At 42.3% G+C, this 25,724-nt stretch carries 18 protein-coding genes; 12 read left to right on the top strand and 6 right to left on the bottom strand.

The genetic code is table 11. The features are described 5' to 3' along the window. The first annotated feature begins 36 nt into the window (after positions 1-36). On the top strand, positions 37-1,470 hold the full coding sequence (locus GVN16_RS15215; RefSeq protein ID WP_166564772.1) for an alpha-L-fucosidase: 1,434 nt from the start codon (positions 37-39) through the stop codon (positions 1,468-1,470). Positions 1,471-1,581: 111 nt separating this feature from the next. After that, positions 1,582-2,604 (top strand): exo-alpha-sialidase, encoded by a 1,023-nt coding sequence (locus tag GVN16_RS15210; protein ID WP_166564771.1) that lies wholly within the window; start codon positions 1,582-1,584, stop codon positions 2,602-2,604. A 77-nt stretch (positions 2,605-2,681) separates the two neighbouring features. Here the strand turns inward: GVN16_RS15210 and GVN16_RS15205 are convergent, their stop codons facing one another. Then, complete coding sequence (locus tag GVN16_RS15205) at positions 2,682-3,245, bottom strand: YceI family protein (RefSeq protein ID WP_166564770.1); 564 nt, start codon at positions 3,243-3,245, stop codon at positions 2,682-2,684. Positions 3,246-3,408: 163 nt separating this feature from the next. Continuing rightward, positions 3,409-5,958 carry a TonB-dependent receptor domain-containing protein gene (locus GVN16_RS15200; protein ID WP_166564769.1) on the bottom strand — a complete coding sequence of 850 codons (2,550 nt, stop codon included), beginning with the start codon at positions 5,956-5,958 and terminating at the stop codon, positions 3,409-3,411. Positions 5,959-6,287: 329 nt separating this feature from the next. On the opposite strand from GVN16_RS15200, the gene GVN16_RS15195 reads away from it, so the two are divergent. The 3 genes from GVN16_RS15195 to GVN16_RS15185 are packed head-to-tail and all read left to right on the top strand — an operon-like array spanning position 6,288 to position 9,248. Beyond that, positions 6,288-7,322, top strand: a complete 1,035-nt coding sequence (locus GVN16_RS15195) for a sensor histidine kinase (protein WP_166564768.1) — start codon at positions 6,288-6,290, stop codon at positions 7,320-7,322. A 25-nt stretch (positions 7,323-7,347) separates the two neighbouring features. After that, the gene (locus tag GVN16_RS15190; RefSeq protein WP_166564767.1) at positions 7,348-8,091 is read left to right on the top strand and encodes a LytTR family DNA-binding domain-containing protein; all 744 of its coding nucleotides are present in this window, start codon (positions 7,348-7,350) and stop codon (positions 8,089-8,091) included. 23 nt (positions 8,092-8,114) lie between these two features. Next, a complete protein-coding gene (locus GVN16_RS15185) occupies positions 8,115-9,248 on the top strand; it encodes a glycerate kinase (protein WP_166564766.1) in 1,134 nt (377 codons plus the stop codon). A 72-nt stretch (positions 9,249-9,320) separates the two neighbouring features. Here the strand turns inward: GVN16_RS15185 and GVN16_RS15180 are convergent, their stop codons facing one another. Further along, positions 9,321-10,280 carry a class I SAM-dependent methyltransferase gene (locus GVN16_RS15180; RefSeq protein WP_166564765.1) on the bottom strand — a complete coding sequence of 320 codons (960 nt, stop codon included), beginning with the start codon at positions 10,278-10,280 and terminating at the stop codon, positions 9,321-9,323. 67 nt (positions 10,281-10,347) lie between these two features. Then, on the bottom strand, positions 10,348-11,166 hold the full coding sequence (gene lgt, locus GVN16_RS15175) for a prolipoprotein diacylglyceryl transferase (protein ID WP_205748881.1): 819 nt from the start codon (positions 11,164-11,166) through the stop codon (positions 10,348-10,350). Positions 11,167-11,411: 245 nt separating this feature from the next. Between lgt and argC the strand changes: the two genes are divergently transcribed. The 4 genes from argC (at position 11,412) to GVN16_RS15155 (ending at position 16,988) form a co-directional block, all read left to right on the top strand. Beyond that, the gene (gene argC / locus GVN16_RS15170) at positions 11,412-12,380 is read left to right on the top strand and encodes an N-acetyl-gamma-glutamyl-phosphate reductase (protein WP_166564764.1); all 969 of its coding nucleotides are present in this window, start codon (positions 11,412-11,414) and stop codon (positions 12,378-12,380) included. A 51-nt stretch (positions 12,381-12,431) separates the two neighbouring features. Then, the gene (locus GVN16_RS15165; RefSeq protein WP_166564763.1) at positions 12,432-13,553 is read left to right on the top strand and encodes an aspartate aminotransferase family protein; all 1,122 of its coding nucleotides are present in this window, start codon (positions 12,432-12,434) and stop codon (positions 13,551-13,553) included. 292 nt (positions 13,554-13,845) lie between these two features. Beyond that, entirely contained in the window at positions 13,846-15,441 is a 1,596-nt protein-coding gene (locus GVN16_RS15160; RefSeq protein ID WP_166564762.1) for a DUF1800 family protein, read from the top strand. Next, a complete protein-coding gene (locus GVN16_RS15155) occupies positions 15,438-16,988 on the top strand; it encodes a DUF1501 domain-containing protein (protein ID WP_166564761.1) in 1,551 nt (516 codons plus the stop codon). Before GVN16_RS15160 ends, GVN16_RS15155 begins: the two co-directional genes overlap by 4 nt. Positions 16,989-17,041: 53 nt before the next feature. Here the strand turns inward: GVN16_RS15155 and GVN16_RS15150 are convergent, their stop codons facing one another. Then, on the bottom strand, positions 17,042-18,493 hold the full coding sequence (locus GVN16_RS15150) for an amino acid permease (RefSeq protein ID WP_166564760.1): 1,452 nt from the start codon (positions 18,491-18,493) through the stop codon (positions 17,042-17,044). 107 nt (positions 18,494-18,600) lie between these two features. Continuing rightward, a complete protein-coding gene (locus tag GVN16_RS15145) occupies positions 18,601-19,659 on the bottom strand; it encodes a type IX secretion system membrane protein PorP/SprF (protein WP_166564759.1) in 1,059 nt (352 codons plus the stop codon). 216 nt (positions 19,660-19,875) lie between these two features. Between GVN16_RS15145 and GVN16_RS15140 the strand changes: the two genes are divergently transcribed. The 3 genes from GVN16_RS15140 (at position 19,876) to GVN16_RS15130 (ending at position 25,638) form a co-directional block, all read left to right on the top strand. Continuing rightward, a complete protein-coding gene (locus GVN16_RS15140; protein ID WP_166564758.1) occupies positions 19,876-22,539 on the top strand; it encodes a PKD domain-containing protein in 2,664 nt (887 codons plus the stop codon). Positions 22,540-22,632: 93 nt separating this feature from the next. Beyond that, positions 22,633-23,658 carry a Holliday junction branch migration DNA helicase RuvB gene (gene ruvB, locus GVN16_RS15135; protein ID WP_166564757.1) on the top strand — a complete coding sequence of 342 codons (1,026 nt, stop codon included), beginning with the start codon at positions 22,633-22,635 and terminating at the stop codon, positions 23,656-23,658. Positions 23,659-23,778: 120 nt separating this feature from the next. After that, positions 23,779-25,638: a glycogen synthase gene (locus GVN16_RS15130; RefSeq protein ID WP_205748880.1), complete on the top strand. Its 1,860-nt coding sequence runs from the start codon at positions 23,779-23,781 to the stop codon at positions 25,636-25,638. Positions 25,639-25,724: the final 86 nt, after the last annotated feature.

Raw genomic sequence — 25,724 nt, 5'->3', positions numbered from 1 at the left:
GGAAAAATTAAGTAGATTTGTTAAAAAAATTTAATAATGACCTGTAAAAAACTAATAGTCAATCTCTTATTTGTATTAATATCTCATTCTTTGCTGGCCCAGGGAAATCTTCATCAGCAATCCACGCAATATGAATTTCCTGAAGACCCTTTGGTAAGACAAAAACTGGATGTATGGCAGGACCAGAAATTCGGGATGATCATCCACTGGGGATTGTATGCTGTGCCAGGAATGATCGAATCATGGGCCTTGTGTTCTGAAGACTGGATCAGCAGAGACAGTACCCAATCTTATGACGATTTTAAAAAATGGTACTGGGGCCTGAATAAAGAGTTTAACCCGATTAAATTCGATCCGGACCAGTGGGCCATTGCTGCTAAATCGGCTGGCATGAAGTACGTTGTTTTTACGACCAAGCACCATGACGGATTCAATATGTTTGATACCAAACAGTCCGACTTCAAGATTTCCAACGGCCCATTTGGTACAAACCCTAAAGCTGATGTGGCCAGATATGTTTTTGAAGCTTTCAGGAAGCAGGATTTTATGATCGGGGCTTATTTTTCTAAACCTGACTGGCATTCTGAGTATTTCTGGTGGAACAAGTATGCCACACCTGACAGAAACGTAAACTATGACATCAGAAAAAATCCGTGGAGATGGAATAAATTCAGAGAGTTTTCATATAACCAGATCCAGGAGCTGGTAACAGGATATGGTAAACTGGATATTCTGTGGCTGGATGGCGGCTGGGTAAGGCCTTTGGAAACCGTTAATGACGAAGTAAGGGCCTGGGGGGCGGCTATTCCGGAATTCAGCCAGGAAATTGACATGCCGGCGATTGCCACAATGGCCCGTAAGTCTCAGCCGGGTCTGCTGATTGTGGACAGGACTGTTCACGGCAAATATGAAAATTACCAGACACCTGAACAAAACATTCCGGCTAAAAAACTGGACAACCCGTGGGAAAGCTGCATTACCCTGGGCGGTGCCTGGGGATATGTCCCTAATGACCAGTTTAAAAGCTCGACCAAGGTCATTCACAGCCTGGTTGAAATCGTAGCCAAAGGCGGGAGTTTACTGCTGGGTGTGGGGCCAACCAAAGAAGGGCTTTTCCTGCAGGAACAAATAGACCGCCTCGTGGAAATCGGAGATTGGATGAAAGTGAACGGTGAGGCGATTTACAGTACCAGGGCGACTGATTTCTACAGAGATGGCGAAACGTTCTTTACCAGGTCAAAAGATCAGAAAACGACTTATGCGATAATAAGACTAAAAGAAAACGGCCCTGTTCCTGCCACAGTAGAATGGAAAGGAAACCTCCCGGCTGATAAAACGGAAGTTAAACTCATAGGCGAAAATGCTAAACTGAAGTGGAAGAAAGAGGGAGATAAAATCATTGTGACCATTCCCGAATCCTTTCTCAAAAAGCACAAGACTTACCCGGCTCTGGCTTTCAGGTTTCAGTAATTAACCGGCCGGAATGAATTCGGGATAGGCCTTTTGGACCAAACAGAAGTATTAATAGCAGGACTAATATTTAAAGAGTATAAAATGCATCATAAAAGAACATTTTTAAAAATGGCTTTACTCAACGTATCGCTCCTTTTGGTGGCAGATATGGCATCGGCTCAGACAGCAAAACTGATAAGCCGCGAGCTGATTTTCGAAAATCCTCCGTTTAAAGAATGTCATGCCTCAACCATCGTGGAGCTTTCCAAAGGCAAGATTATGGCTTCCTGGTTTGCCGGGCCCCGCGAGTCGGATCCTAAGGTAACCATCTGGACGGCCGAATTTGAAAACGGAAAATGGACAAAACCGGCTGAGCAAGCCAACGGCATTGAGAGCCCGACCAAAAGATACGCCTGCTGGAACCCGGTCTTATTCAAAACCAGAGAAGGTAAACTCTTCCTTTTTTATAAAGTAGGGAAATCGCCGAGAGAATGGTGGGGAGAGATGATCACCTCAACCAACGATGGTAAAACCTGGTCTAAACCGGAGAAATTACCATCGGGGATGTTGGGACCTATTAAAAACAAACCGATCCAGCTGGCTAACGGCGACCTGCTTCACCCGACCAGTACCGAAAGCCTGGATGAAAAGATATGGCATATTCATCTGGAAAAGTCTGATAAAGACGGTAAGAACTGGGAGAAAATTGCCATTGAAAACGATAGTTTCAGTGTTATTCAGCCAAGTATCCTCAGGTATTCACCGACCAAATTGCAGCTGTTGTCAAGAAGCCGCCAGAACAGGGTGGTTCAGACCTGGTCGGATGATAACGGTAAAACCTGGAGCCCTCTTACGGTAACCAACCTGCCGAATCCAAACTCAGGAACAGATGCCTCAACACTGAAAAGTGGGTGGCAGGTGTTGGTTTATAACCCGCTGAAGAAAGGTAAAAACTGGGATAACGGAAGAAACAAGCTCGTAGTGGCCGTATCAAAAGACGGAGAAAACTGGAAGGATGTTTATACCCTGGAAGAACAGCCAAAAGGGGAGTTCAGTTATCCTGCAGTGGTGCAGAGTGAAGACGGGCTGGTTCATGTCACTTATACAGCCGACAGGAAGAGCGTAAGTCACGTGGTACTTGATATCAGATAAAAGAAACAGACGTATTTAAAAACAAAGAAGCCCGCTCTGAGTTGTCAGGGCAGGCTTTTTGTTAGAAGGGGAAATGATCAATCTTTTGTGAATTCACCGGCAGCTCTCAATTCTACGTCATCGCTAACAGATGGACCGGAAGTACCAACTCCGAAAGCAATTCTGTTGATAGTACCAGAAACTTTCAAACCAACCATTGGTTTTTTAGAACGGGCGTTTTCAACAGGTCCGTTAAGAACTACATCAAGAGTTACAGGTTTTGTAACACCGTGAAGAGTAAGGTTACCGGCTAGTTTGTATTTTTTACCTTCAACTTTAGTAAAAGAAGTACTTTTAAAAGTCAAAGTAGGGAATTTTTCTGCATCAAAGAAATCAGGGCTTTTCAGGTGACCGTCTCTTCTTTCGTTATCAGTGCTGATGCTGTTAACCTGAGCAGTAAGTTCGAATACGGCGTCAGACAAATCAGCTTTAGAAGAAGTGATTTTTGCGTCAAAGTTTTTGAATCCACCATCAACTTCAGAAATCATCAGGTGAGTTACTGTAAAGCTTAGTTTAGAGTGAGCCTTATCAAGTGTCCAGTTTTGAGCAAAAGTTGCTACCGAAGTGAATAGGCCAAGTGCCAATAGAATCGTTTTTTTCATAACGTTTTTTAAGTTTGATTAAAATTATTTAAATTAAAGAATGAGTTCTGATAACAAATGTAACAACATTAAAAGTAATTACATGGTTCATTTTGCTTTCTTAACATCTCATTAACGAACCGTAAATGACCTGTTTTATTGCTTTAACCATTTTTCTCAAAAATTAATTCTCTGAGCCTCCCATTACATCCTCATTTTTCACCGACTTGGTTTTCTTCTGAACAAAGGACATTTTACCGATTTTGTAGCTGAATGTCAGCTTAACGTTCTGGTTATAAATGTTCATCACACTCGCCTGGTTAAATAAAGCCGAATTAAGTGTAGTTCTCATGGTCATCCCTCCGAAGAAGTTGTCCGCTGCAAGGCCAATGCTTCCTTTCTTGTTTTTGAAGTCTTTTCTGACACCTACCGAGTACATGTAGAAACTTCCCTGGGTACCCTGCAATTGAACCTGGTTGCCTCTGAAACCTCCGAAGCCCTGAAGAGCCCAGTTATTTGGCAATTGCAGCTGGGTTTGCAGTCTTCCGCCGATCACAAATCCTGAGTTATTGATCATTTTATACGTTCCGTCAAGAGTCTGGGTTTGTCCTTCCATATAAGTGTAAAGAAGGTCAATACCACCATTCAAAGTCCATTTTGGAGTCAGGAACACGTTGGCAAAAATATTCGAACCCATGCTTCTCTGCTGGCCGATGTTCTGGAAAGTCGTGATCACAGCACCTTCAAGGGTATCAGACGGGGTGGCAAGTCTGGTGATGGCATTGTTGGTCTGACGGCCGAACAATGACATGTTCAGATAAGTTTTACCGATGTTGCTGCTCATTGACAATTCCAGGTTATCAGTGATTTCAGGCTTAAGGTTTGGATTACCCACGCTGATGTTCTGAGGGTTAGCAGCATTAAAGTTAGGGTTTAACTGTTGCAGACCCGGTCTTTGAATACGTTTGTTGTAAGCCAGTTTAAGCGTCGAGTTTTTGGTGATCTTTTTAGATACGTTGATACTCGGTACAAGGTTGCCGTAAGCGGGTATAAGAATGTCGTTTTCCAGGTCATTGGCATTAATCGTGGTGTACTCATATCTTGTCCCGGCTTTGAAAATGTACTTGTTCTTAGTCGAGAAAGTATAAGACAAATATCCTGAAGCAATATTCTGAGAATAGTTAAGCAGACCTGAAGGGTTACCCGGAGTGCTGTAGTATTCGCCTGTAGCTCCTGCCGAAAGATAGTTGAAGTCACTGTTTACCTGTCTGAAAATTCCTTTGGCTCCGAATTCTATTGATTGATTTTTACTTATCGGGCTCGTAAAATCCGACTGAACTGTAAATTCCTTGTTGAAGTTAGAGTTCAGGTTTTTCATTCTGCTTAATAGTTCGTTGGAGCCACTCAGGATGTCAGCGTCGAAATTGTTAGTCAGGTGATTCTGGCTGTACATCGTTGAGACCGACCATTCCTGTGAAGGTTTGAAAGTTCTGATGTAGTCAAGGTTAAGGTCAACTGAATTCGAAAGGTCTTTGCTGTCTACCTCTCTGTATGAAGTAGAGCTGAGCAGATTGTTTGAAAACAACTGGGTAGTATAATCCAGGTCTCTGTTCATGTTTCTTGTACCGAAAGCCACAGAACCGGCCAGCGACTGGTTTTTGCTGATATCATAATCCAGCCCGATGTTATATCTTCCGAACATACCGTTGTCAAAACCTGTGTTGGTCTGACGGGTCATGAAATTGTTTGATGAACCGTTGGTGGTCTGCTCAAGTGAACCCGCTGATTTGTTATAGATAAGTCTGCCGAATCCGCCAAGCGTTACACCCAGTTTACCCTGACGGTAGTTTCCGTTAAGACCGAAGTTGGTACCTCTCAGACCCACACCTGAGTCAAGGTTAAGGGTGATACCCTGTAGGGTCACTTTTTTTGTGATGATGTTGATGATACCTCCTGATCCTTCCGCATCATATTTGGCAGATGGTGAGGTGATCACCTCAACACTCTTGATCATGTCTGCAGGAAGCATTTTAAGGGCATCAGCCACACTGCTGGCTACGATGGTTGAAGGCTTGTTGTTGATCAGGACCCTGATATTGGAAGTACCCCTCAAAGAAACATTACCGTCAAGGTCGACAGTCAGCATCGGAACTTTTCTCAGAACATCAGCGGCATCGCCACCTTTTGAAGTAAGGTCTTTTTCAGCATTGTAAACCAGACGGTCAACTTTTTCCTCAATCATAGCAGCCTGGCCTGTTACTACTACTTCATTCAGCATTTTGGTACTTTGCTTCAATTTGATAGTCGCAAGGTCCACATCTTTACCTTTTTCGATTTTAATGTTATCAATGGTTTTGTCTTCATATCCGATAAAAGAAACCAGTAGTTTGTAGTCACCGACTGCCACACGTGTGATAGAGAACTTACCTTTGTCATCGGCCATGGTGCCGTCTACAGGTTTGTTGGTGGCCTTGTTGATCAGTGAAATGCTCGCAAACTCAACGGCGGCCGTTACACCCTCATCAACAATAAACCCGGTGATTTTAGAATTTCCTTTTGGCTGGTTGTCTTCCAGTATATTGGCTTTGGGAGCTGCATTGTTAGGGCTGTTGGTTCTTGACCTCCCCATTCCGTCTCCTCCTCCGCCACCACCGCCTGGAGGGCCTCCCGGAAACTGTGCAAAAGCACTTAATGTAAGAGTACTGATCAGGGAAAGGATGATAAACTTTTTCATGAGTATATTATTTATTAATGTCTGATATTCGCTTCATTTGACTACAAAGCAAGCAGATGGTTTATTGTCTTTTTTTTATTTTATACCACTGAGCTGAAACAATCTATTACTAGGGTTTTTTATCGACAGGTAATCTTTTAGTGCCTGATTTACAGGTTATAGAGAAAAATACCCCTTCTGTCTAAAAAATAGTACAATTCATAGACTATACTCATTTAAGTTTTTTACCCCGTGATTTTTTTGGCAACTTTAACCGTTAATAATAAAATCAGGCCGGAAGCAGAAGTTGTGAGGACAAGGAGTCTGGGCAAAATCATAAAGAAGTAATCATGCAGGAGTTCATTCAAAGACACAGGATAAAGTTAATACACCTCTCTTTCTGGGCGGTATATTTTTCATTTTTTCTTTACCAGATCAGTTTTGGCAGACACAAAGTCGCCAATTTTGGTTTTGCCTTTCGCGAAACCACCTTTCACGTCACGTTTGTGGTGCTGATTGCTTATATCAATTATGGTTTGCTTTTACCCCGGTATCTGAAGCACAGGAGTATGCTGAGATACAGCATGGAGTTTTTACCGATTTTTGTATTTGTGATCGGTTTTTACGTCATTTTGAGAAGATATGACTCAATAGGATCACCCGCTCATGAGTTTTTTACATCCACCAAATTTGTGGTGCAGCATTCACTCAGCGTGTTTTTTATTGTCATTTTTGTGGCCCTGATGAAGTTTGTGGAGGATTGGTTTACTTTTGAATCCCGTAAAAGAGAGATTGAAAATGAAAAACTCAATTCGGAGTTACGCTTCCTGAAAGAACAGATCAACCCGCATTTTCTTTTTAATACACTCAACAACTTATATTATCTGGCGGTGATCAATTCGCCTAATACGCCGGGAGTCATAGAAAAACTTTCCCAGATGATGCGTTACATGCTGTATGATTCCAATCATCCGAAAGTGTCTTTGTCGAAAGAAATTGAGTATATGAAAAACTACATAAGTCTTGAAAAGCTGAGACTCAATAATGAAATACCCATCAATTTTGAAGTGAGCGGTAATGTCAATGATTTTTTCATTGTGCCCCTGATTCTCAACACATTCCTTGAGAATGCTTTTAAACACGGATTGAACAATAACTCGGTGGATGCATTTGTCAACATCTCCATTAAGGTTAAGGATAATAATTGTTTATATTGCGTGGAAAACAGCAAGCCCGCTTTGAATGCCAATCCTGCCGAAAAATCCGGTATTGGCCTGCAAAATGTAAAAAGAAGGCTGGATCTGAGTTATCCGGAAAGATATCGTCTGGATGTGGAAGAAACAGAAACTTCTTACAAAGTGACGCTGAATGTTACCCTGGTCTGAACCCAATTTAATCTTATCCGAACAAATGGACATTACCTGTATTGTGGTGGAAGATGAGCCGCTGGCGAGAAGTTTGCTGGAAAACCACATTTCGAAAGTTTCTTATCTGCATCTGAAAAAGAGCTTTTCCAACCCCCTGGAAGCCATAGAGTTTTTAAGGGAAAATACGGTAGACCTGCTTTTTTCAGATATCCAGATGCCTGAGATTACCGGTATTACGATGCTGAAGATCATCCCGAAAAAGCCGCTGGTGATTCTTACCACAGCGTATTCTGAATATGCCATTGAAGGCTATGAACTGGATGTGATCGACTATCTCCTGAAGCCGATCAGCTTTGAGAGGTTTTTGAAAGCTGCCGAAAAAGCCGCTCAGAGAATTGCGGAACAAAAGAAACCTGCCCAGGTAGAACAGGTTTTTGTGCATACAAGTGCTCCCGTACAAGAGAAGGCTGAAGAATACATTTTTGTGAAAGACGGCACGAAGCTTATCAAAATAAGGCTGAGAGACATATTGTACATTGAAGGACTGAAGGACTATGTGGCCATTCACACCCACGAAAAGAAGATCGTAAGTCTTCAGACCATGAAGTCGCTTGAAAATGTTTTACCTGAATCTCATTTCATCAGGATACACAACTCCTACATTGTTTCTTTCGAAGGCATCGAGTCGGTAGACAAAGAAAAAGTGCAGGTGGGTAAAGTATTTCTTCCGATCAGCGACACCTACCGGAAAGGCTTCAAATTATTCATAGAGAAAAGGCAAATCTAAAGGCTCTTTTTGTAAATTGGAGCATGATTCAACACCTGAATATTTTAATCTGCCCCGATAAATTCAAAGGCTCTCTTACTGCAGAAGAGGTCTGCCAGGCTATTGCCAAAAGTATCAGAAAGCTGTCTCCTGGTAGCCGGATCTCCCAGGTTCCGATGGCTGACGGCGGAGAAGGCTCCCTCGAAATCATCAATAACCAACTTAAGGCTGAAATCATAAGAATCAAGGCCAGTGACCCACTTGGACGACCGGTGGAGGCTGAGTTCCTGATGAAAGGAGATAACGCTTATATAGAAATGGCCAAAGCTTCAGGACTTCAATTGCTGAAACCTGAAGAAAGGAGTGCTACCAGAACCAGCACTGAAGGGACTGGGGAACTGATCCGGGAAGCTATTCAATTCGGAGCAAAGAAAATCTACTTATTGGTAGGAGGCAGTGCTACGAATGACGCAGGTATTGGTATGGCCAAAGCCCTGGGTTTTGGTTTTTCTGATGCCGCCGGTAATGAGGTAGAGCCAACCGGAGAAAATATGATCCGGATAAAGAAAATTCATAAAAGCCTGCAGGATTTTGGAGGGGTTGAGTTTTCAGTGCTTTGCGATGTGGAGAATCCTCTGTATGGCAAAAACGGAGCGGCTCACGTTTTCGGGCGTCAGAAAGGAGCAGATGACCGGGAAATAGCTGAGCTGGATGAAGGTCTTAAAAATATGTCGGAATTGTTTAGAGAAACTTTCGGAGTAGATGTGCAGAAGATTCCGGGAGCCGGGGCTGCCGGAGGTATAGCCGGGGGAGCTGTCGCCTTTTTAGGGGCAGAAATCAAATCGGGAATAGGCACTTTGATGGAAATAGCGGAGCTGGAAGACAAGATAAAAGCCGCTGACCTGGTCATCACCGGAGAAGGGAAAATAGATAGCCAGACGCTGAACGGGAAGGTGATAGCCGGAATAGCGGCGAAAGCAGGAAAGTACAATAAGACAGTGCTGGCTTTCTGTGGTAAACTCGATTTGGAGTTTTCAGAAGTAAGGGGAATGGGTCTGATCGCTGTTTTCCCAATTAAACAAGAGGGAATGAGCGATGAAGATGCTATGGAAAAAGCAGGGGATAAATTAGAGAAACTGGCTGAAAAAGAACTTACTGGTTATATAAAACACTCTTAGCCCCTCTTCAAACTCAGGTGAAAGGATATTGGTATGATATTTTGAAAATATCCGGAATATCAGAAGACTCGATTATTGCTTAACCATGTAAAAAGAACCCGGTTCTCTTTCCGGCGTTAAAAACGGGCATTTACTTTTTAGATTTTCAGAATAATTGTGTTTTAAGAAATTCAGAGAGCCTATAATTCTATAATGGCTATTATGAGTTAAAAAGGCTTCCAGTAAATATTGTTCATTCCAAAAAAGGATATGGTTCAATACCCAGTCTTCGAGATAATCTTTTGGCGAAAAAATATCATGTACATGAACGATAACCCCTGAAGGCAGATCAGGTAGCAGCTCCAAAAACTCAAATAACACATCTCCCTGCGGCCTTATCATGTGCGAAGAGTCAATGAAAAGAATATCATTATGCCCCAGTGTTTTAAAAATCTCTTTATCAACATTCTCAACTTTATCACGAATGACTTTAATTCCTAATTTTTCAAGCCAGGGCATTTCATAGGGTTCTATGCAAATATGTTCACAAGTGTAGGCTTCATTCTCTTCCTTGTTCTTCTTTATGGCCAATTGAGCCATTTTAGTTGAATGACCGCTGCCGATTTCAATAATCTTACTTGGTTTTTTTGACCTGATGATATTATACCAATATTCTGCATCTCCCGATTTAAAAGACGGATTGTCAAAATGAAATGTCTGATCATCCACGTAGTTTATTGGGATTTTTACTATCTCATCATTATAGTGGAAGCCTTCTAAAATTTCAATTTGCTCATCAATATTCCAGTCGATACCGGGCAAGTATCTATCATCTGATAAAGGTTTTGTGAGATGCTTTTTATCAAATAAGGGTTCATAATAATGATCTCTTATTGGTATAACCCCTACTTTTAAAAGGATATTCTTACTTACTTTTAATCGATTAAAGCCTATTTTTCTAATCCATAGAAAAAGGTAACCTGAAATTAAAACGAAAGGGGCTATTAAGATATCAATAACCGGAAAAGCGAGCAGTTTAATTCTGGATTTCATTTAAAATTTAAGGTAACTTTTTTGATGATATAGATCAGGTGGTTTTTATTAATGAGGATCGCTTTAATTATAAAGAGTTTTCCTTTTTTCTAAGGGACCTGACCAGCACAATAACTCCAAAAATAACGATCGGAATACTCAGGATTTGTCCCATGTTTAACGGAAGTGAGTCCTCGAATTGCTCCTGGTTTTCTTTCAGGAATTCATAGAAGAAACGTAGCCCGAAAATCCAGATGAAGAAAATCGCGGTCAATGAACCTCTCGGGGTTTTAGCTCTCCATTTATCATAAAGGAAATACAACAGGGCAAAAAGGATCAGGCATGAAATAGATTCATAAAGCTGGGCCGGGTGCCTTGGTACCTGGGCGAATTCAAAATTCTGTTTGAAAATGAATGCCCACGGCACATCACTGGCTTTACCCACAATTTCAGAATTGATAAGGTTACCAAAACGGATAAAAGCCCCGCCCAGGGCCGCTGTAAGCACCATACGGTCGGTTAGCCATAAGTAGTCATAAGTCTTGTTTCTTCTGGTATAGATAAATAAACCAAGCAAGGTGCCCATCGCTGCACCGTGACTGGCCAGGCCGGCATACGGAGGAATCAGCATGTCCCACAAAAATGCTCCCGGATTATCAAAAAAGTGATTGCCTTCATAAAATACATAATGGCCGATCCTTGCTCCCAGAACGATAGAAACGATCATCGTCAGCAATAATGAGTCAAGGTCTTTTTCGGGTTTGTTTTCGATCTTGAAAACCCTGGCGATGATCTGGTATCCGATCAGAAAACCTGCAGCAAACAGTAAACCGTACCATCTGACTTCAAAGTCACCAATCTTGAAAATAACAGGAGAAACATCCCAAACAACTTGTGAAAATATCATATTTATTTATGCTCTTAGCTGGTTTTGAACGGTAAAATTAGGACTTTGAATTAAAACAAACTAAAAATCTTTATATTCTTATGATTATTTAACTATTTTTGTAGCGGAATACAAAGTATTATGATTTTATCGATCACTTCTATATCATTCACATCGTCACTTCGACGTATTTTCCGCAGGTAATACCATGCGGCAATTCTTCTTTGTTATTTTTCTATTTCTAAAATTCAAAACATTTATTCATAATGAGCTCCATTAACGTTGGAATCATTGGCGGGGCAGGCTATACCGGCGGCGAACTGCTCAGGATACTTCTGAACCATCCTCAGGCCAATATCGTATTTGTTAATTCCCAGTCACAGGCAGGGAAACCTGTTTACACTACTCATAAAGACCTTTTCGGGGAAACGGAACTGACTTTTACAGATGCACTTCCTTTTGAAGAAGTGGATGTTATATTTTTATGTTCCGGTCATGGGCAATCGGAGAAATTTCTCGCAGAAAATGCCCTGCCGGAATCTCTGAAAATCATTGACCTCAGCACCGATTTCAGGGATGAATCGAATGGTTTTGTTTACGGTTTACCGGAACTGAATCGCGAAAAAATCCTGAATTCGTCTAAAATAGCTAACCCGGGTTGTTTTGCTACCAGCATTGAGCTGGCTATTTTACCATTGGCAGCTCATCACCTGATCAAAGATGATATTCATGTGAGTGCCATTACAGGCTCAACCGGTGCAGGTCAGGCCCTCAGCAGTTCGACACATTTCAGCTGGAGAAACAACAACATGTCTATTTACAAAGCATTTACCCATCAGCACCTGGCCGAAATCGGGCAGAGCGTAAAAGCTTTGCAGGCTGATTTTCAATACGATATTAATTTCATTCCCTACCGCGGCAATTTTACCCGCGGGATCATGGCCAATGTCTATACCAGATTTGAAGGGACACTTGAGGAAGCCGCAGCCATTTATAAAAATTACTACGCAGCCCATCCTTTTTGTCATGTTTCTGACCAGGAAATTGATTTAAAGCAGGTTGTCAATACCAATAAATGTATAGTGCAGCTTCAAAAGAACGGAGATAAGTTGCTGATCACCAGTATTATTGATAACCTGACCAAAGGGGCATCGGGACAGGCGGTACAAAACATGAACCTGATTTTCGGAATAGAAGAAACGGCAGGACTTAAGCTGAAAACCATAGGGTTCTAAGGTCCTGTAACTATTGAAAAAGCAAATGATTAATTTAAAATTTTAAGAAGAATGAATTTATTTAATGTTTATCCTTTATATGATATTGAGCCGGTAAAAGCTCTGGGAAGTACACTTTGGGACAAAAACGGGCAGGAGTACCTGGATCTTTACGGAGGCCATGCCGTTATTTCGGTAGGACACTCGCATCCGTATTATGTCAGAAAAGTAGGAAATCAGTTGAAAAACCTGGCGTTTTATTCCAATTCTGTGAAGATTCCGTTGCAGGAAGAGCTGGCTGATAAACTGGGCAAAATTTCCGGTTTGAAAGACTATTCACTGTTTCTGACCAACTCCGGTGCTGAATCTAATGAAAATGCCCTGAAGCTGGCGTCTTTTCATAATGGCAGAAAGAAAATTATCGCCTTCACCAAAGGCTTTCACGGCAGGACATCTGCCGCCGTGGCGGTGACAGACAATCCGTCTATCAAAGCCCCGCTTAACTTCGCTGACCACGTACAATTCCTGCCTTTCAATGATGTGGAAGCCGTAAAAAAAGCGGTTGACAATGAGACCTGTGCCGTAATTGTAGAAGGTATTCAGGGTGTGGGTGGTATCCAGGTGGCTACAGATGAGTTTCTGAAAGCCATCAGAACGGCCTGTAACAAGACAGGAGCCATTTTTATTCATGACAGCGTTCAGTGCGGATACGGAAGGTCAGGTAAATTCTTCTCGTTTCAGCACAGCAAAGTGAAACCGGATATCATTTCTATGGCCAAGGGCATGGGTAATGGTTTTCCGATCGGCGGAATTCTTATTTCTCCCATTTTTGAAGCCAAATTCGGTTTGCTGGGAACTACTTTCGGGGGTAATCACCTGGCATGTGCAGCAGCCAATGCCGTTTTGGATATCATCAGAAAAGAAAAACTGGTACAAAATGCCGAGACCCTGGGGAACTATCTTTTTGAGGAACTAGGCAAGTTCAAAGGCATCAAAGAACTCAGAGGACAGGGTTTGATGATCGGTATTGAACTGGACTATTCAGTAAAAGAACTGAGAGAGACCTTGCTGTTCAAGCATCATCAGTTTACCGGCGTGGCCGGATCAAACACCATCCGTCTTTTGCCAAGCCTTGCTTTGAAACAATCCGAAGCGGATCGTTTTCTGGAGGTGTTTAGTCAGTATGTGAAATAATTATACGAACTTCTTTATAGTAATAATTACGGGTAATGAATTGATTTTCATTGATTAATGAATCATTTGCTGCCCGTAATTTTATTTTTTCATCCTATCTGATTATCTTCGCAACAGATTGTCAGGGAATAGTAAAAGCGGGGCTCCCGTCCCGTTTGAAGAGTGAAAAAATACTAGCTTCCCCTTTTATAAAAATGAATTTACAGTTTAGAGGATAAAGTCCTCTGAATGATTTCTGGTTATAAATAAACCTTTTGGCTTATTTCATATCAAAGCATAAACGGGTAGTGATATGTCGAAATTTACTTCTTCTGGTGCAGGTACTTATCAGGGTGTTTGGGGAGATGTTCAGAAAAGACATTTGCTCAACAGAACCATGTTCGGTGCTACTGCCGAAGACATAAATTATTTTTCTTCTTTCACCCTTGAGAAGATGGTGGGGGAATTGCTCACCCAGGGCCCTGTTCCGGCCCCTCCCCTTAATTTTTATCAGAATGTGTATCCTGATCCCCATCAGATCAAATCAGGAGAAACCTGGATAAATGCTCCGTTTGGAGACGGGACGATTAATGCAAGACGGAAATTGTCGCTTAAACTCTGGTGGGTTCAGAACATGTGGTTTCAGAAACGATCTGTGGAAGAAAAAATGATTCTGTTCTGGCACAACCACTTTGTCACTGAAATGGATACCTATACTGTTGCCCAAATGGGTTTCAGATACCAGGACACCCTCAGGAAATATGCTTTGGGTAATTTCAAAGCAATGGTCAAAGCTGTTACCATTGAGCCGGCCATGCTGGAGTACCTTAACGGAGCAAAAAACAGTAAAAGCCACCCTGATGAAAATTACGGAAGAGAGCTCCAGGAACTGTTTACGCTTGGCAAGGGAGCAGGTTCTGGATATACTGAAGATGATGTAAAACAGGCGGCGAGGGTTTTGACTGGTCACAGATTTGAAAGAGTGAATTTTACCCATACATTTTCTGCCAACGACCATGATACGGCAGACAAACAGTTTTCCTCGTTTTATGGCAATAAAGTTATTAAAGGAATAACAGGCAAAGAAGGAGCATTGGAGCTGGATGATATGCTGAACATGATCTTTGAAGAAGAGGAAGTGAGCAAGTTTATTGTCAGGAAGTTATACCGGTTTTTTGTTTATTATGACATTACGGAAGACATAGAAAATAATTTTATCAGCCCTTTGGCCGGGATTTTCAGAGAAGGCGGTTATGAAATAAAGCCTGTATTGAAAGCACTTTTCAAGAGTGAGCACTTCTATGATTCCGGCCTTTTTGGAGCCATGATTACCAGTCCTCTTGATTTTACACTGAAAACCGTCAGGAAATTCGGCGTGAAATTGCCTTCCCAGAAAACCAACATCTATGAGAATTATGTGCTGACGGAGTATATCAGAGGGACGAGTGAGAATTGTCAGCAGAATATTGCCGACCCGCCTGGCGTGGCCGGATGGCCCGCTTACTGGCAGGCTCCGCTTTTTCATGAGATCTGGATCAACTCAGATACCTTTCAGAAAAGAATCGGGTTTATTGAAAGTTTCTTTCAGTCGAAATTTTATACTAATGGCTTCAGGCTGGAGGTGAATTTGCCGGAATATACCACCAAATTAAAACACCCGGAAAATCCGGATTTGCTGATTGAAGAAATATGCAGCATTTTTTTGGAAATAATGCCTTCCAAAGACCTGAGATCAAGACTCAAAACAGACGTTTTATTATCTGGTCAAAGCTCTGATTATTACTGGACCGAACTTTGGGAGAATTACCTGAGGAATCCCCTGGCCGATAATTACAGATATATGGTGCTGGATCGTCTGAAGAAGTTGTACGAGTATATTTTGTCATTACCTGAATATCAGCTGTCATGAAAAGAAGAGACTTTATCGCCAACTCGCTTGCCGCTTCGGTGCTGCCTGTCTTTTTGAACGGCTTCAGCCTGTCGGGACTAGGCAGTCTGGGAATCAATGATCCTCTGGATGATAAAGTGTTGGTCGTGATTCAGCTTTCCGGAGGGAACGATGGCCTCAATACCGTAATTCCGGTGAGCAGCTATGCCGGTTACAGAAATGCGAGAACAAACATTGCGATTCCTGAGAATAAACTGATAAAAATACCTCAGTCCGACAAAATAGGATTGCACCCGTCCATGGGGGCTTTTTCTGAAATGTTTAAAAACGGTCAGGCCACTCTGATTCACGATGTGGGCTACCCCAACCCTGATTTTTCTCATTTCCGGTCAACAGACATCTGGAATACTGCCTCAGCTTCAGACAAGGTCATTTCAAGCGGCTGGGTAGGAAGGTACATGGCGGACTTACATCCGGGATACCCGGTAAATTATCCAAGTGAACTTTACCCGGATCCTTTGGCTATTCAGATCGGAGCCATCAGCAACCTGGCGTTTCAGAGTACTGTCCATTCAATGGGCATGTCCATTTCTGATCCTTCCAAATTCTATGACCTGATCGAGAATAAGGTGGAGGACGTACCGGATACATTAGCCGGGAAAGAACTGGGCTATCTCAGGAGGGTGGCCTCGCAGACAAATCAGTATTCAGAAGTTATTAAAGCCGCTTCCGCTAAAGTTACCCAACAGAAAACATATCCCAACGATAAACTGTCTGCCCAGTTAAAAATAGTGGCCAGGCTTATCGCCGGAGGCCTCAGGACCCAGGTCTATTATGTCAACCTCGGCGGATTTGATACGCATTCCGGCCAGACAGAGCAGGGAGATCCTACAGTTGGTGTACACGCCACTTTATTGAAGAATTTATCCGAATCCATCAGCGTATTTTACGCTGACCTGAAAGCCCTCGGAGTGGCAAAAAAAGTAACAGGAATGACCTTCTCTGAGTTTGGCCGCAGGATAAAATCCAACGCCAGTAATGGTACAGACCATGGTTCATCGGCTCCCATGTTTGTGTTCGGAGATAATGTAAATCCTGTTGTGATTGGTAAACCTTACGATATTCCGTCCAATCTCTCTGCAGCAGATAACGTACCCATGCAATACGACTTCAGGTCTGTTTATGGTACCATTCTTCAAAACTGGTTTTGTTTCCCTGCTGAAAATACCGGTAATGTTCTCTTTAACAATTTTCAGAATCTACCGATCTTTAAATCAGGGGCATGCGGAGCTGTTCTGACGGAAGAAAACGGCGTAAACCCGGATTTTAAGAACTATCCGAATCCTTTTCAGGCCCAAACCAATTTTGAGTTCAACTCTATCGGAGGCAATTGCATGATCCAGGTATTTGACATGATGGGGAGGGAACTGAAAGTGGCGTTAAATGGTACTTTTGAGCCAGGTTTATATGTTAAGCCTATAGATTTGAGTTACTTATCTACCGGGGTTTATGTCGCAAGATTCCAGAATCAGCAGAATCAATCCGTCATCAGAATTGTAAAAGCATAAAAAAAGGACCCCGATGCCGGAGTCCTTTTAAGATATATATTCTTAAAGTCAGGTTATTGATTATTCAATTTGCTGTTTTTCTTACCATATAAGAAATACACCGCAAGACCGATCCCCAGCCATAAGGCTAACCTTGCCCAGGCTTCGTTTGGCAATGAGTACATCAGATAGATACAGATCAGGATACCCAGAATCGGAACCAAAGGCACCAACGGAGTTTTGAATGATCTCTTCAACTCAGGATTTTTTACTCTTAACAACCATACTCCCGCACAAACCAGGCAGAAAGCAAAGAGGGTACCGATACTCACCATATGGCCCAGGTCACTTACAGGAACAAATCCTGCGAAAAGACTTACAAATACCATAAAGAACAAGTTGGTTTTCCATGGAGTCTGGAACTTAGGATGCACAGCACCGAAGAACTTAGGAAGTAAACCATCTTTACTCATTGAGTAGAAAACACGGCTCTGACCTAAAAGCATCACCAGGATAACCGAGGTATAACCGGCAAGAATCGCGATGATAAGACCTTTCTGAAGGAAAGTGTAACCTGTTTTGGCAAATGCCGTTGCAGCAGGTTTTGCATCACCTTTGAAAACAGTGTAGTGTTCAAGGCCGGTCATTACATGTGAGAACAATACATATAGAATCGTACAGACAATCAGCGAACCTAAGATACCGATAGGCATACCTTTCTGAGGGTTTTTAGCTTCCTGGGCAGCAGTAGATACCGCGTCGAAACCAATGAAAGCAAAAAACACGACCGCAGCACCTGTAGCGATACCGCTCCATCCGAATTCACCATAAACACCGGTGTTTTCAGGAATATAAGGAGTATAATTAGCAGGATCAATGAATTTCCATCCCAGGGCAATGAAAAGCAATACCACACAAACCTTAACCACTACGAGGATATTATTAAGGAAGGCTGAGCTTGAGGTTCCTCTAACCAGCAAAAGAGACAGGGCCACTACAATAAAAATGGCCGGGAGGTTAATCATTCCGCCATCAATAAGTGTTCCGTTACTCAATTTTACAGTTTCATAAGGAGAACAAACCAGTTCGGCAGGAAGATGAATGCCCAGTGAACTCAGCAGCTCAAGCAGGTATCTTGACCAGCTCACCGCAACAGTGGCAGCACCCAATGCATATTCAAGAACAAGGTCCCATCCGATAATCCAGGCTACAAACTCACCCATGGTAGCATATGAATAGGTGTAGGCACTACCCGCAACAGGTATCATGGAAGCAAACTCCGCATAACATAAGCCTGCAAAAGCACAACCTACAGCAGCAAGAATAAATGATAAGGTAACGGCCGGTCCCGCATGTTCTGCAGCAGCAATACCCGTTAGTGAAAATAATCCGGCTCCGATGATGGCTCCGATTCCTAAAGCAACCAGACTGGTTGAGCTCAAGGATCTTTTAAGTTGATTTCCTTCGTTTGAGGCTTCTTTAAGTAGTTTATCAAGCGGTTTTTTTGTCCAAAGACTGCTAGCCATAATATTCTTTGTTGTTTAGGGTGTTAATAAATTTTAAACGCAATTTATAACAAAAAAAGGTTTAGAATGACAAACCTTTCCTTGAAATTATAAAAATTTATTAAAAATCAGAATTTCGGACACGCTAATTCTTTCTTTTTGCGTCTTTTGTACGGATTCTTCTCACTTTCGAACTTCTCTAACTGATAAGAGAGTGAAATTTCATGAGAGCCCCCGGAAGAAACGCCTAGGCTGGAAATGGTGACATCGTAGCTGTATCCTACTGAGAAGTTTTCAAATCTGAATCCGACCAATGCGGCAATAGCATCGTGATTGTTCCTTGTAGTCCCTACTTTTTTAAGCGGAATTCCCCTGTACCACAGACCCAATGTCAGGGGCGTATAAGTTACATAAGCACCAAGGTCCAGCTGAGAAAACTTACCTTGCTGCTTGAACAGGAATGCAGGGGTAGCTACAAATTCTTTATCAAAATTACCTGCTCCGCTGAATGGATTTCTTAAAGGAATATTCAGTCCGCCGTTAACCATTAATTTTCTGGGTACACAATCACCGTCTTTACAATCTATAGAAGGAGTGGCAGGATTGGAAAAAGTAAGGCCCGGCTTTGAAATATGGTGCATGGACACCCCGAGGAATATCTTGGGATTATAAAACAAAGCCCCGGCTGAATAATCAAAGAACTGGAAACTGGTAGCGTATTTATTAAGGAAAGGATCGATGGATGTACCTCCCTGGTATCCCTGGTCGGTATATTGATCTCCAAAAGTCAAACCACTTCCGTCAAATCCTCTTAAAGAATAGCCTCCCTGTATTCCCATCCTCAGGAAGTTGGTCTCGTCGAGTTTGAGCTGATAGGCATATAATAAATTGATTTCGGTATTTTTAAGACGGTTGCTACCTTGTGAGTCATTCAGAAAAGTAACACCAATACCGCTGTTTAATTTGTCAATATAATGATCCACGCTGACGGCAGAAGTGATAAAATTGGCATTAAGCGAAGGCCATTGATTGCGGTAGTTGAAAATCACCCGGGGGGCATACCCGCCTCCTGTGAAAGCCGGGTTGTGATATAATGGTGCGGCATAGAATTGGGTAAATTGCGGATCCTGGGCAAATCCGTAACCAAAGCATAATAGAAAAGCCGAAACAAGTTTAAGTTTTTTCATCACCAATATTTATACATCACAAACCACTTATTTAGCAAAAGTCATTCCAATATAATTAAAACAGACCGTAATTTAATACCTATGTTAAAAAATATTAGATTTGTAATAAATAATGCAGGAATGCCGTTCTAAAAAAACATTTTCAGTAAAGATTCCGTATTATATTAAATAGTTGGTGCTGGATAGCCAGGAATAGTTTTATAACGTCTTCAAATCATGGGTATTGGATTGAATTGCAGAAAGATTTTGTTGACGCTTGCTTTGATAAAAGTAGCGTCATCGGCTTTTGCACAGATCTATGTCAGCCCTAAAGCTTGTGTGGCGAAAGACCCCGGTACAGCTCCTCCTACCGGAACTCCTCCAACCACACCACCTCCTACGGAAATGCAATGTGATATACCGACTTATTTCTTTGATATGAATCTGAGTCCGGCCACATCCTGGCGTTGGGATTTCGGAGGCAATCAAATAGCTACCGGGAGAAGTACCAACCATTATTTTACTAGTCCCGGCACTTATAATGTAACACTTACCCGAACAGTTGGCAGTATTTCCACCACAATGCCTCCTGTAGTTGTGACTGTAGGTACGTTCCCCGATCAACCCCAGTTTAACAAAAAAAACAGTACTGATACCACCGTTTGTGACGGAAGTTCGATAACCCTTAATCCTTACAAAGGGGCGTTGGGTGGAGGAAATTATGATTTCCTTTGGTTTCCCGGGGGAGAGACAACTCCGACCATAGATGTCGATAAGTCAGGATGCTATTCTGTTGAAGTTTTTGATAAAGTAACAAAATGTTCAAGAACGGCGAAGATCAATGTTAAATTCTGCCTTCAGGACCCTGAGTCAGCCGGAGGAAGTGAAAAGTGGTATTTCGGGAATGGTGCGGTCCTGGATTTCAGCCTGACGACTACGCCTGTTGTAGATGATCCTTTAGATCATGAAGGGCCTGTAGTGCCGGAGGAACCGGAAACCGAAGATCCGGTATATTCTCCCCTGCCAAGTACGCAAACGCATCCTATGAATGTGGAACAAGGTGTAGGTATGGTTTATGGGCCTGACGGTAGCCTGAAATTTTATTCTGACGGAAGAACAGTCTATGCCGGAGAGGATGATTCTGTTATAGGAAGTATTACAGGTAGCAGTACGATCAACAGCAGTCCAAGCACTTCGCAGGGTGTAGCCATCATCCCCAAGAGCTCATGTAACGAATGCCCTCATCATCAATATTATCTCTTTACAGTAAACCCGGACACGAAATTATTAAGCTATAGCGTATTGGATATGCGATATAACGGTAAGAAGGGAGCACTGACAGAGATCAATGTCCCGGTTATGTACCCGGTGACCGATAGAATAACTGCCATTCAGAATTCAAGTCAGGATGGATTTGTCATAGCAGCCCACGAAGAAGGCTCTGATTTGTTTACTTTGATCAATGTTGATTCTACAGGCTTAAGGTTTGTAAATTCCAATGTAGGTACAGTCCAGAATACCCCGGAATCAAGAAAGGGTTATTTTGTATTGGAAGACGGGAAAACCAAGGCGGCCCAGGGACTTGTAGAAGGCGGCAAAAATTACATTGAACTGTATGATGTTGATCTGGCGAATCTCACACTTTCAAACCCGGTTAAGATTGATTTAGGGATACCTGCACCACCGGAGGTATATGGTGTTGCATTTGCTCCGAACGGGAATATTCTATATGCTACCATTTCAGGTTCAGGCTCGGAACCTTCTTATCTCATTCAGATTTCCCTTTTGGATCCGACTCCTGCTGCCATTCAGGCCAGCGTGAAGATTATTCACCAATCAACTTCAGACACTTATGGAGCTATACAGACCGGGCCAGTTACTTCTCCTGGGGCTAAATACATGTATATAGCTATAAAGGGTAAACCCACAGTATTGTATATCCAGGAGCCTGATCAGGTTGGAGATAAAGATGCGATAGGGTTTAATCCGAGCAAAGGAGCTGATCTGGCTGGTAATTCTCAGCTTGGCTTTCCTACTGTTACTGCTGCCAATCAGATCCAGGAAGGGCAGGCCCTGACCGCTACTTTTAAAGGCGATTGTTTTAAGTCTCCGACCATTTTAAGTACTCAGGGGGCTTGTGATCCCCTAAGAAATAAAATTGTCTGGGAGTTTGAAGATGGAACGACCCAGGAGGGGAAAGAGGTTTCTTATACTTTTCCAAAGGTTGGTGAAAATAAGTTTAAGATCAGGATAACCATTTATAATCAGTCTCCGCTGCAGAAAGTAATCAAGAGCCAGATAATTAATAAGGCTTTAGAAACAGAATGTAAAGAAAAGATCATTGAGGCGAGCATAAACATATTACCAGCCCCTAACTATACCTTACCGGATGAGGCCTATGTCTGTGTACTTGAAGGGGCTAAATATATTGCAAAGCCAGCAATCGTCAAACTGGAAAAGGATGAAATAATATCTGAATATTTATGGAAAACACCTGTCGGCACAACCCTTGGCCGCAATGCCGAACTTGAAATCAGAGCTCCCGGAACGTTTAAAGTAGACGTAACCAATAATTTCGATTGTATGGTTCCTGATGAAATCCTTATCAAAGAAGGATGTGAGCCCAGGGTTTTTGTGCCGGATGCTTTTACCCCGAATGATGATGGAATTAATGATAACTTGGAAATCAAGCGGGCCTGGATCACTGATTATGAGCTTAAGGTATTCAATCGTTGGGGAGAAGTAATTTTTTCTACAGATACAGATTATAAGTGGGATGGGAAGGTGAAAGGCAGAGTTTTTGCCCCGATGGTATACCCATACATCATTTATTATAAAAGTACGTATTTCCCGGAAAGGGGAGTTCTGACCAAAAAGGGAGCCGTCACTGTGCTTCGTTAGCCCTGTTTTAAAAAAACGACATTATTTCTCCGAATCCACAATTCCCTTCGTATTTTTGAGCATTATTAAACAGGCTTAAATCTAATTATAACTATGCGGCAGGACTATTTAAAAGGAGATGACGAGGGCATGGATTCTTCTGAAAAAGATGTTGAAAGAGCCTTAAGGCCTGTCTCATTTGATGATTTTGCCGGGCAGGATAAAATACTTGAAAACCTGAAGGTTTTTGTTCAGGCAGCCAAGCAGAGAAATGAAGCTTTGGACCACATCCTGTTGCACGGCCCTCCGGGTCTGGGAAAGACCACCCTATCGCACATTGTTGCCAATGAACTGGGAGCAAGCCTCAAAATAACTTCCGGTCCGGTACTTGACAAACCCAGTGACCTTGCCGGTCTGCTCACCAGCCTTGAACAGAATGACGTTTTATTCATAGATGAAATCCACAGGCTCAACCCTATCGTCGAAGAGTACCTTTATTCAGCCATGGAAGATTATAAAATCGACATCATGCTGGACTCAGGACCGAACGCCAGAAGTGTGCAGATAGGCCTTAACCCGTTTACCCTGATAGGGGCTACAACACGATCTGGTTTGCTTACCTCACCTCTGAGAGCCAGGTTCGGGATCAATTCAAGACTGGAATATTATGACGCCAACTTATTGTGCTCTATCATCAGGAGATCTTCTATGATCCTGAACACACCTATAGACATTGAAGGGGCATTTGAGATTGCCAGGAGGAGCCGCGGCACTCCGCGTATTGCCAATAATTTATTAAGGCGTACCCGCGATTTTGCCCAGGTAAAAGGTAACGGGACGATCACTGTTGAGATAGCCAAAATGGCCCTGACGGCCCTTGAGGTGGATGAAGACGGCCTTGATGAAATGGACAACCGCATACTCCTTACGATTGTAGATAAATTCAAAGGCGGGCCGGTTGGTTTGAGCACTATTGCTACTGCAGTGGGAGAAGAAGCGGAAACCATTGAGGAAGTCTATGAGCCGTTCCTGATCAAGGAAGGCTTTTTGAAAAGAACGGCCAGAGGAAGGGAGGCTACAGAAAAAGCGTACAAACACCTCAATATTATACCTAAATACAGACTGGGGGAATTATTTTAACAAAAATGGTTAACATAAAATTAATAAAATTTTTTATTCAAATAATTATATTATATAATTGTTTCAATAATCAAAGAAAATCAATTTCAGTCAAACATTAATTTTAAAATCTAACCCGACATGTCAATTAAGAAATTAAAGAAAGAATCAGAGGAGACCATCAAAATTGAACCCAAGCAAAGTGCTAAGCCGATCCTTTTTGAAGTTGCCTGGGAAGTATGTAATCAGGTTGGAGGTATATATACGGTAATCAGATCTAAAGTCCCTGCCATGGTCGAAGAGTGGGGGGATAACTACTGTCTTATTGGTCCATACTTTACACAGACAGCTTCTATTGAATTTGAAAGGCAGGATGACGACGATTCTGTTTTTTCAAAAACAGCCCAGAATCTCAGGTCTCAGGGCCTGGATGTTTTTTACGGAAGATGGTTGGTCACAGGACGCCCGAGAATCATCTTGGTTGACTTTTCTTCTGCCCTTAACCATATCGACAAACTGAAGTTTGATCTGTGGAACAACCACAAGATATCGACGATAAATTGTGAGGAGCTTGTCAATAAAGTGATTGCTTTCGGTGATCTGATTTATCAGTATCTGAAAGAGTTTACTGAAAACTGTGGCAAAAAGAATGATTGTATTGCCCATTTTCATGAATGGATGGCTTCCACTGCTTTGCTTGATCTCAGAAAAGAAAACGTTCCGCTGGCTACTGTTTTTACTACCCACGCTACGATGCTGGGCAGGTACATTGCCGGTAACGTGAGCGATTTTTATGAGAATCTTCACAGATATGACTGGGAGCAGGAAGCAAAATACTACGGGATTGAAGCCCAGGCAGGCATCGAAAGGCTATCGGCTCAGAAATGTCATGTATTGACCACAGTCAGTGATGTGACTTCTAAAGAATGCGAAGTGTTTTTTGGCAGAACCTGTGATCTTATTTTGCCGAATGGGCTCAACATTACGAGGTTTGCGGCTACCCACGAGTTCCAGAATCTCCATTTGAAATACAAACAGAAAATACATCAGTTTGTGATGGGACATTTCTTCCAGAGTTATTCATGGGACCTTGATAACACCCTTTTCTTCTTTACTTCCGGGAGATATGAGTTCAAGAATAAAGGATATGACCTGACTTTGGAAGCCCTTAAGCGACTTAATTTCAAGATCGTTCAGGCCGGGCTGGATACCACCGTCGTGATGTTTATCATTACCAGGAATCCGGTTCATTCGATTAATCCTGAGGTTTTGCAATCAAGGGCCGTTATGGAGGAAATTCGTCAGACCTGTGAATCTATAGAGCAGCAGGTGGGAGAGCACCTTTTCCATGCTTCAGCTTCCAATGATGATACGACCCTACCTGATCTGAACGAGTTTGTGGATGAGTACTGGAGGCTTAGACTGAGAAGGACCATACAAACCTGGAAAACCAAGAAATTGCCTCATACGGTTACTCACCTTCTGAAGGAAGAAGACGGTATTACCGATTTCTTTAAGAAGACCAACCTGATGAACCATGAGCAGGACCGGGTGAAATTTGTTTACCATCCTGATTTTATTTCTCCGACCAACCCGCTTTTCGGATTGGAGTACAGCCAGTTTGTAAGAGGCTGCCATTTGGGTGTTTTCCCGAGTTACTATGAACCATGGGGCTATACACCGTTGGAATGTGTCGTCAGGGGTATTCCGACAGTAACCAGTGATTTGTCAGGCTTCGGTGATTTTATGATGCAACTGATGCGTGATTATGACAATGTGGGTGTGTATGTAGTGAATCGTAAGGACAAGAGCTTTGATCAGGCCGCTGATCAGCTGGCCAATATATTGTTCAAATTTGTAACAATGAACAGAAGAGATAGAATTATGCAGAGAAACCGCGTGGAAAATATCTCAGATGTGTTTGACTGGACTAATCTCAGATCATACTATGACACAGCACATGATCTGGCACTGAAGAAAAAAGGATTAAACAGAAATTAAAATATTTAAATAATATATAATCAAGAATTAGTTGTAAATACTTAATATTCAGCTATCTATAATAATTTATTGCAATAGGTGTCTTT

Origin of the sequence: Emticicia sp. CRIBPO (genome assembly GCF_009905725.1) — a bacterium.
Classification (GTDB): Bacteria; Bacteroidota; Bacteroidia; order Cytophagales; family Spirosomataceae; genus Leadbetterella.
Note: the sequence above shows the minus strand (reverse complement) of the source record. Positions and strands in the feature narration are given on the sequence as shown.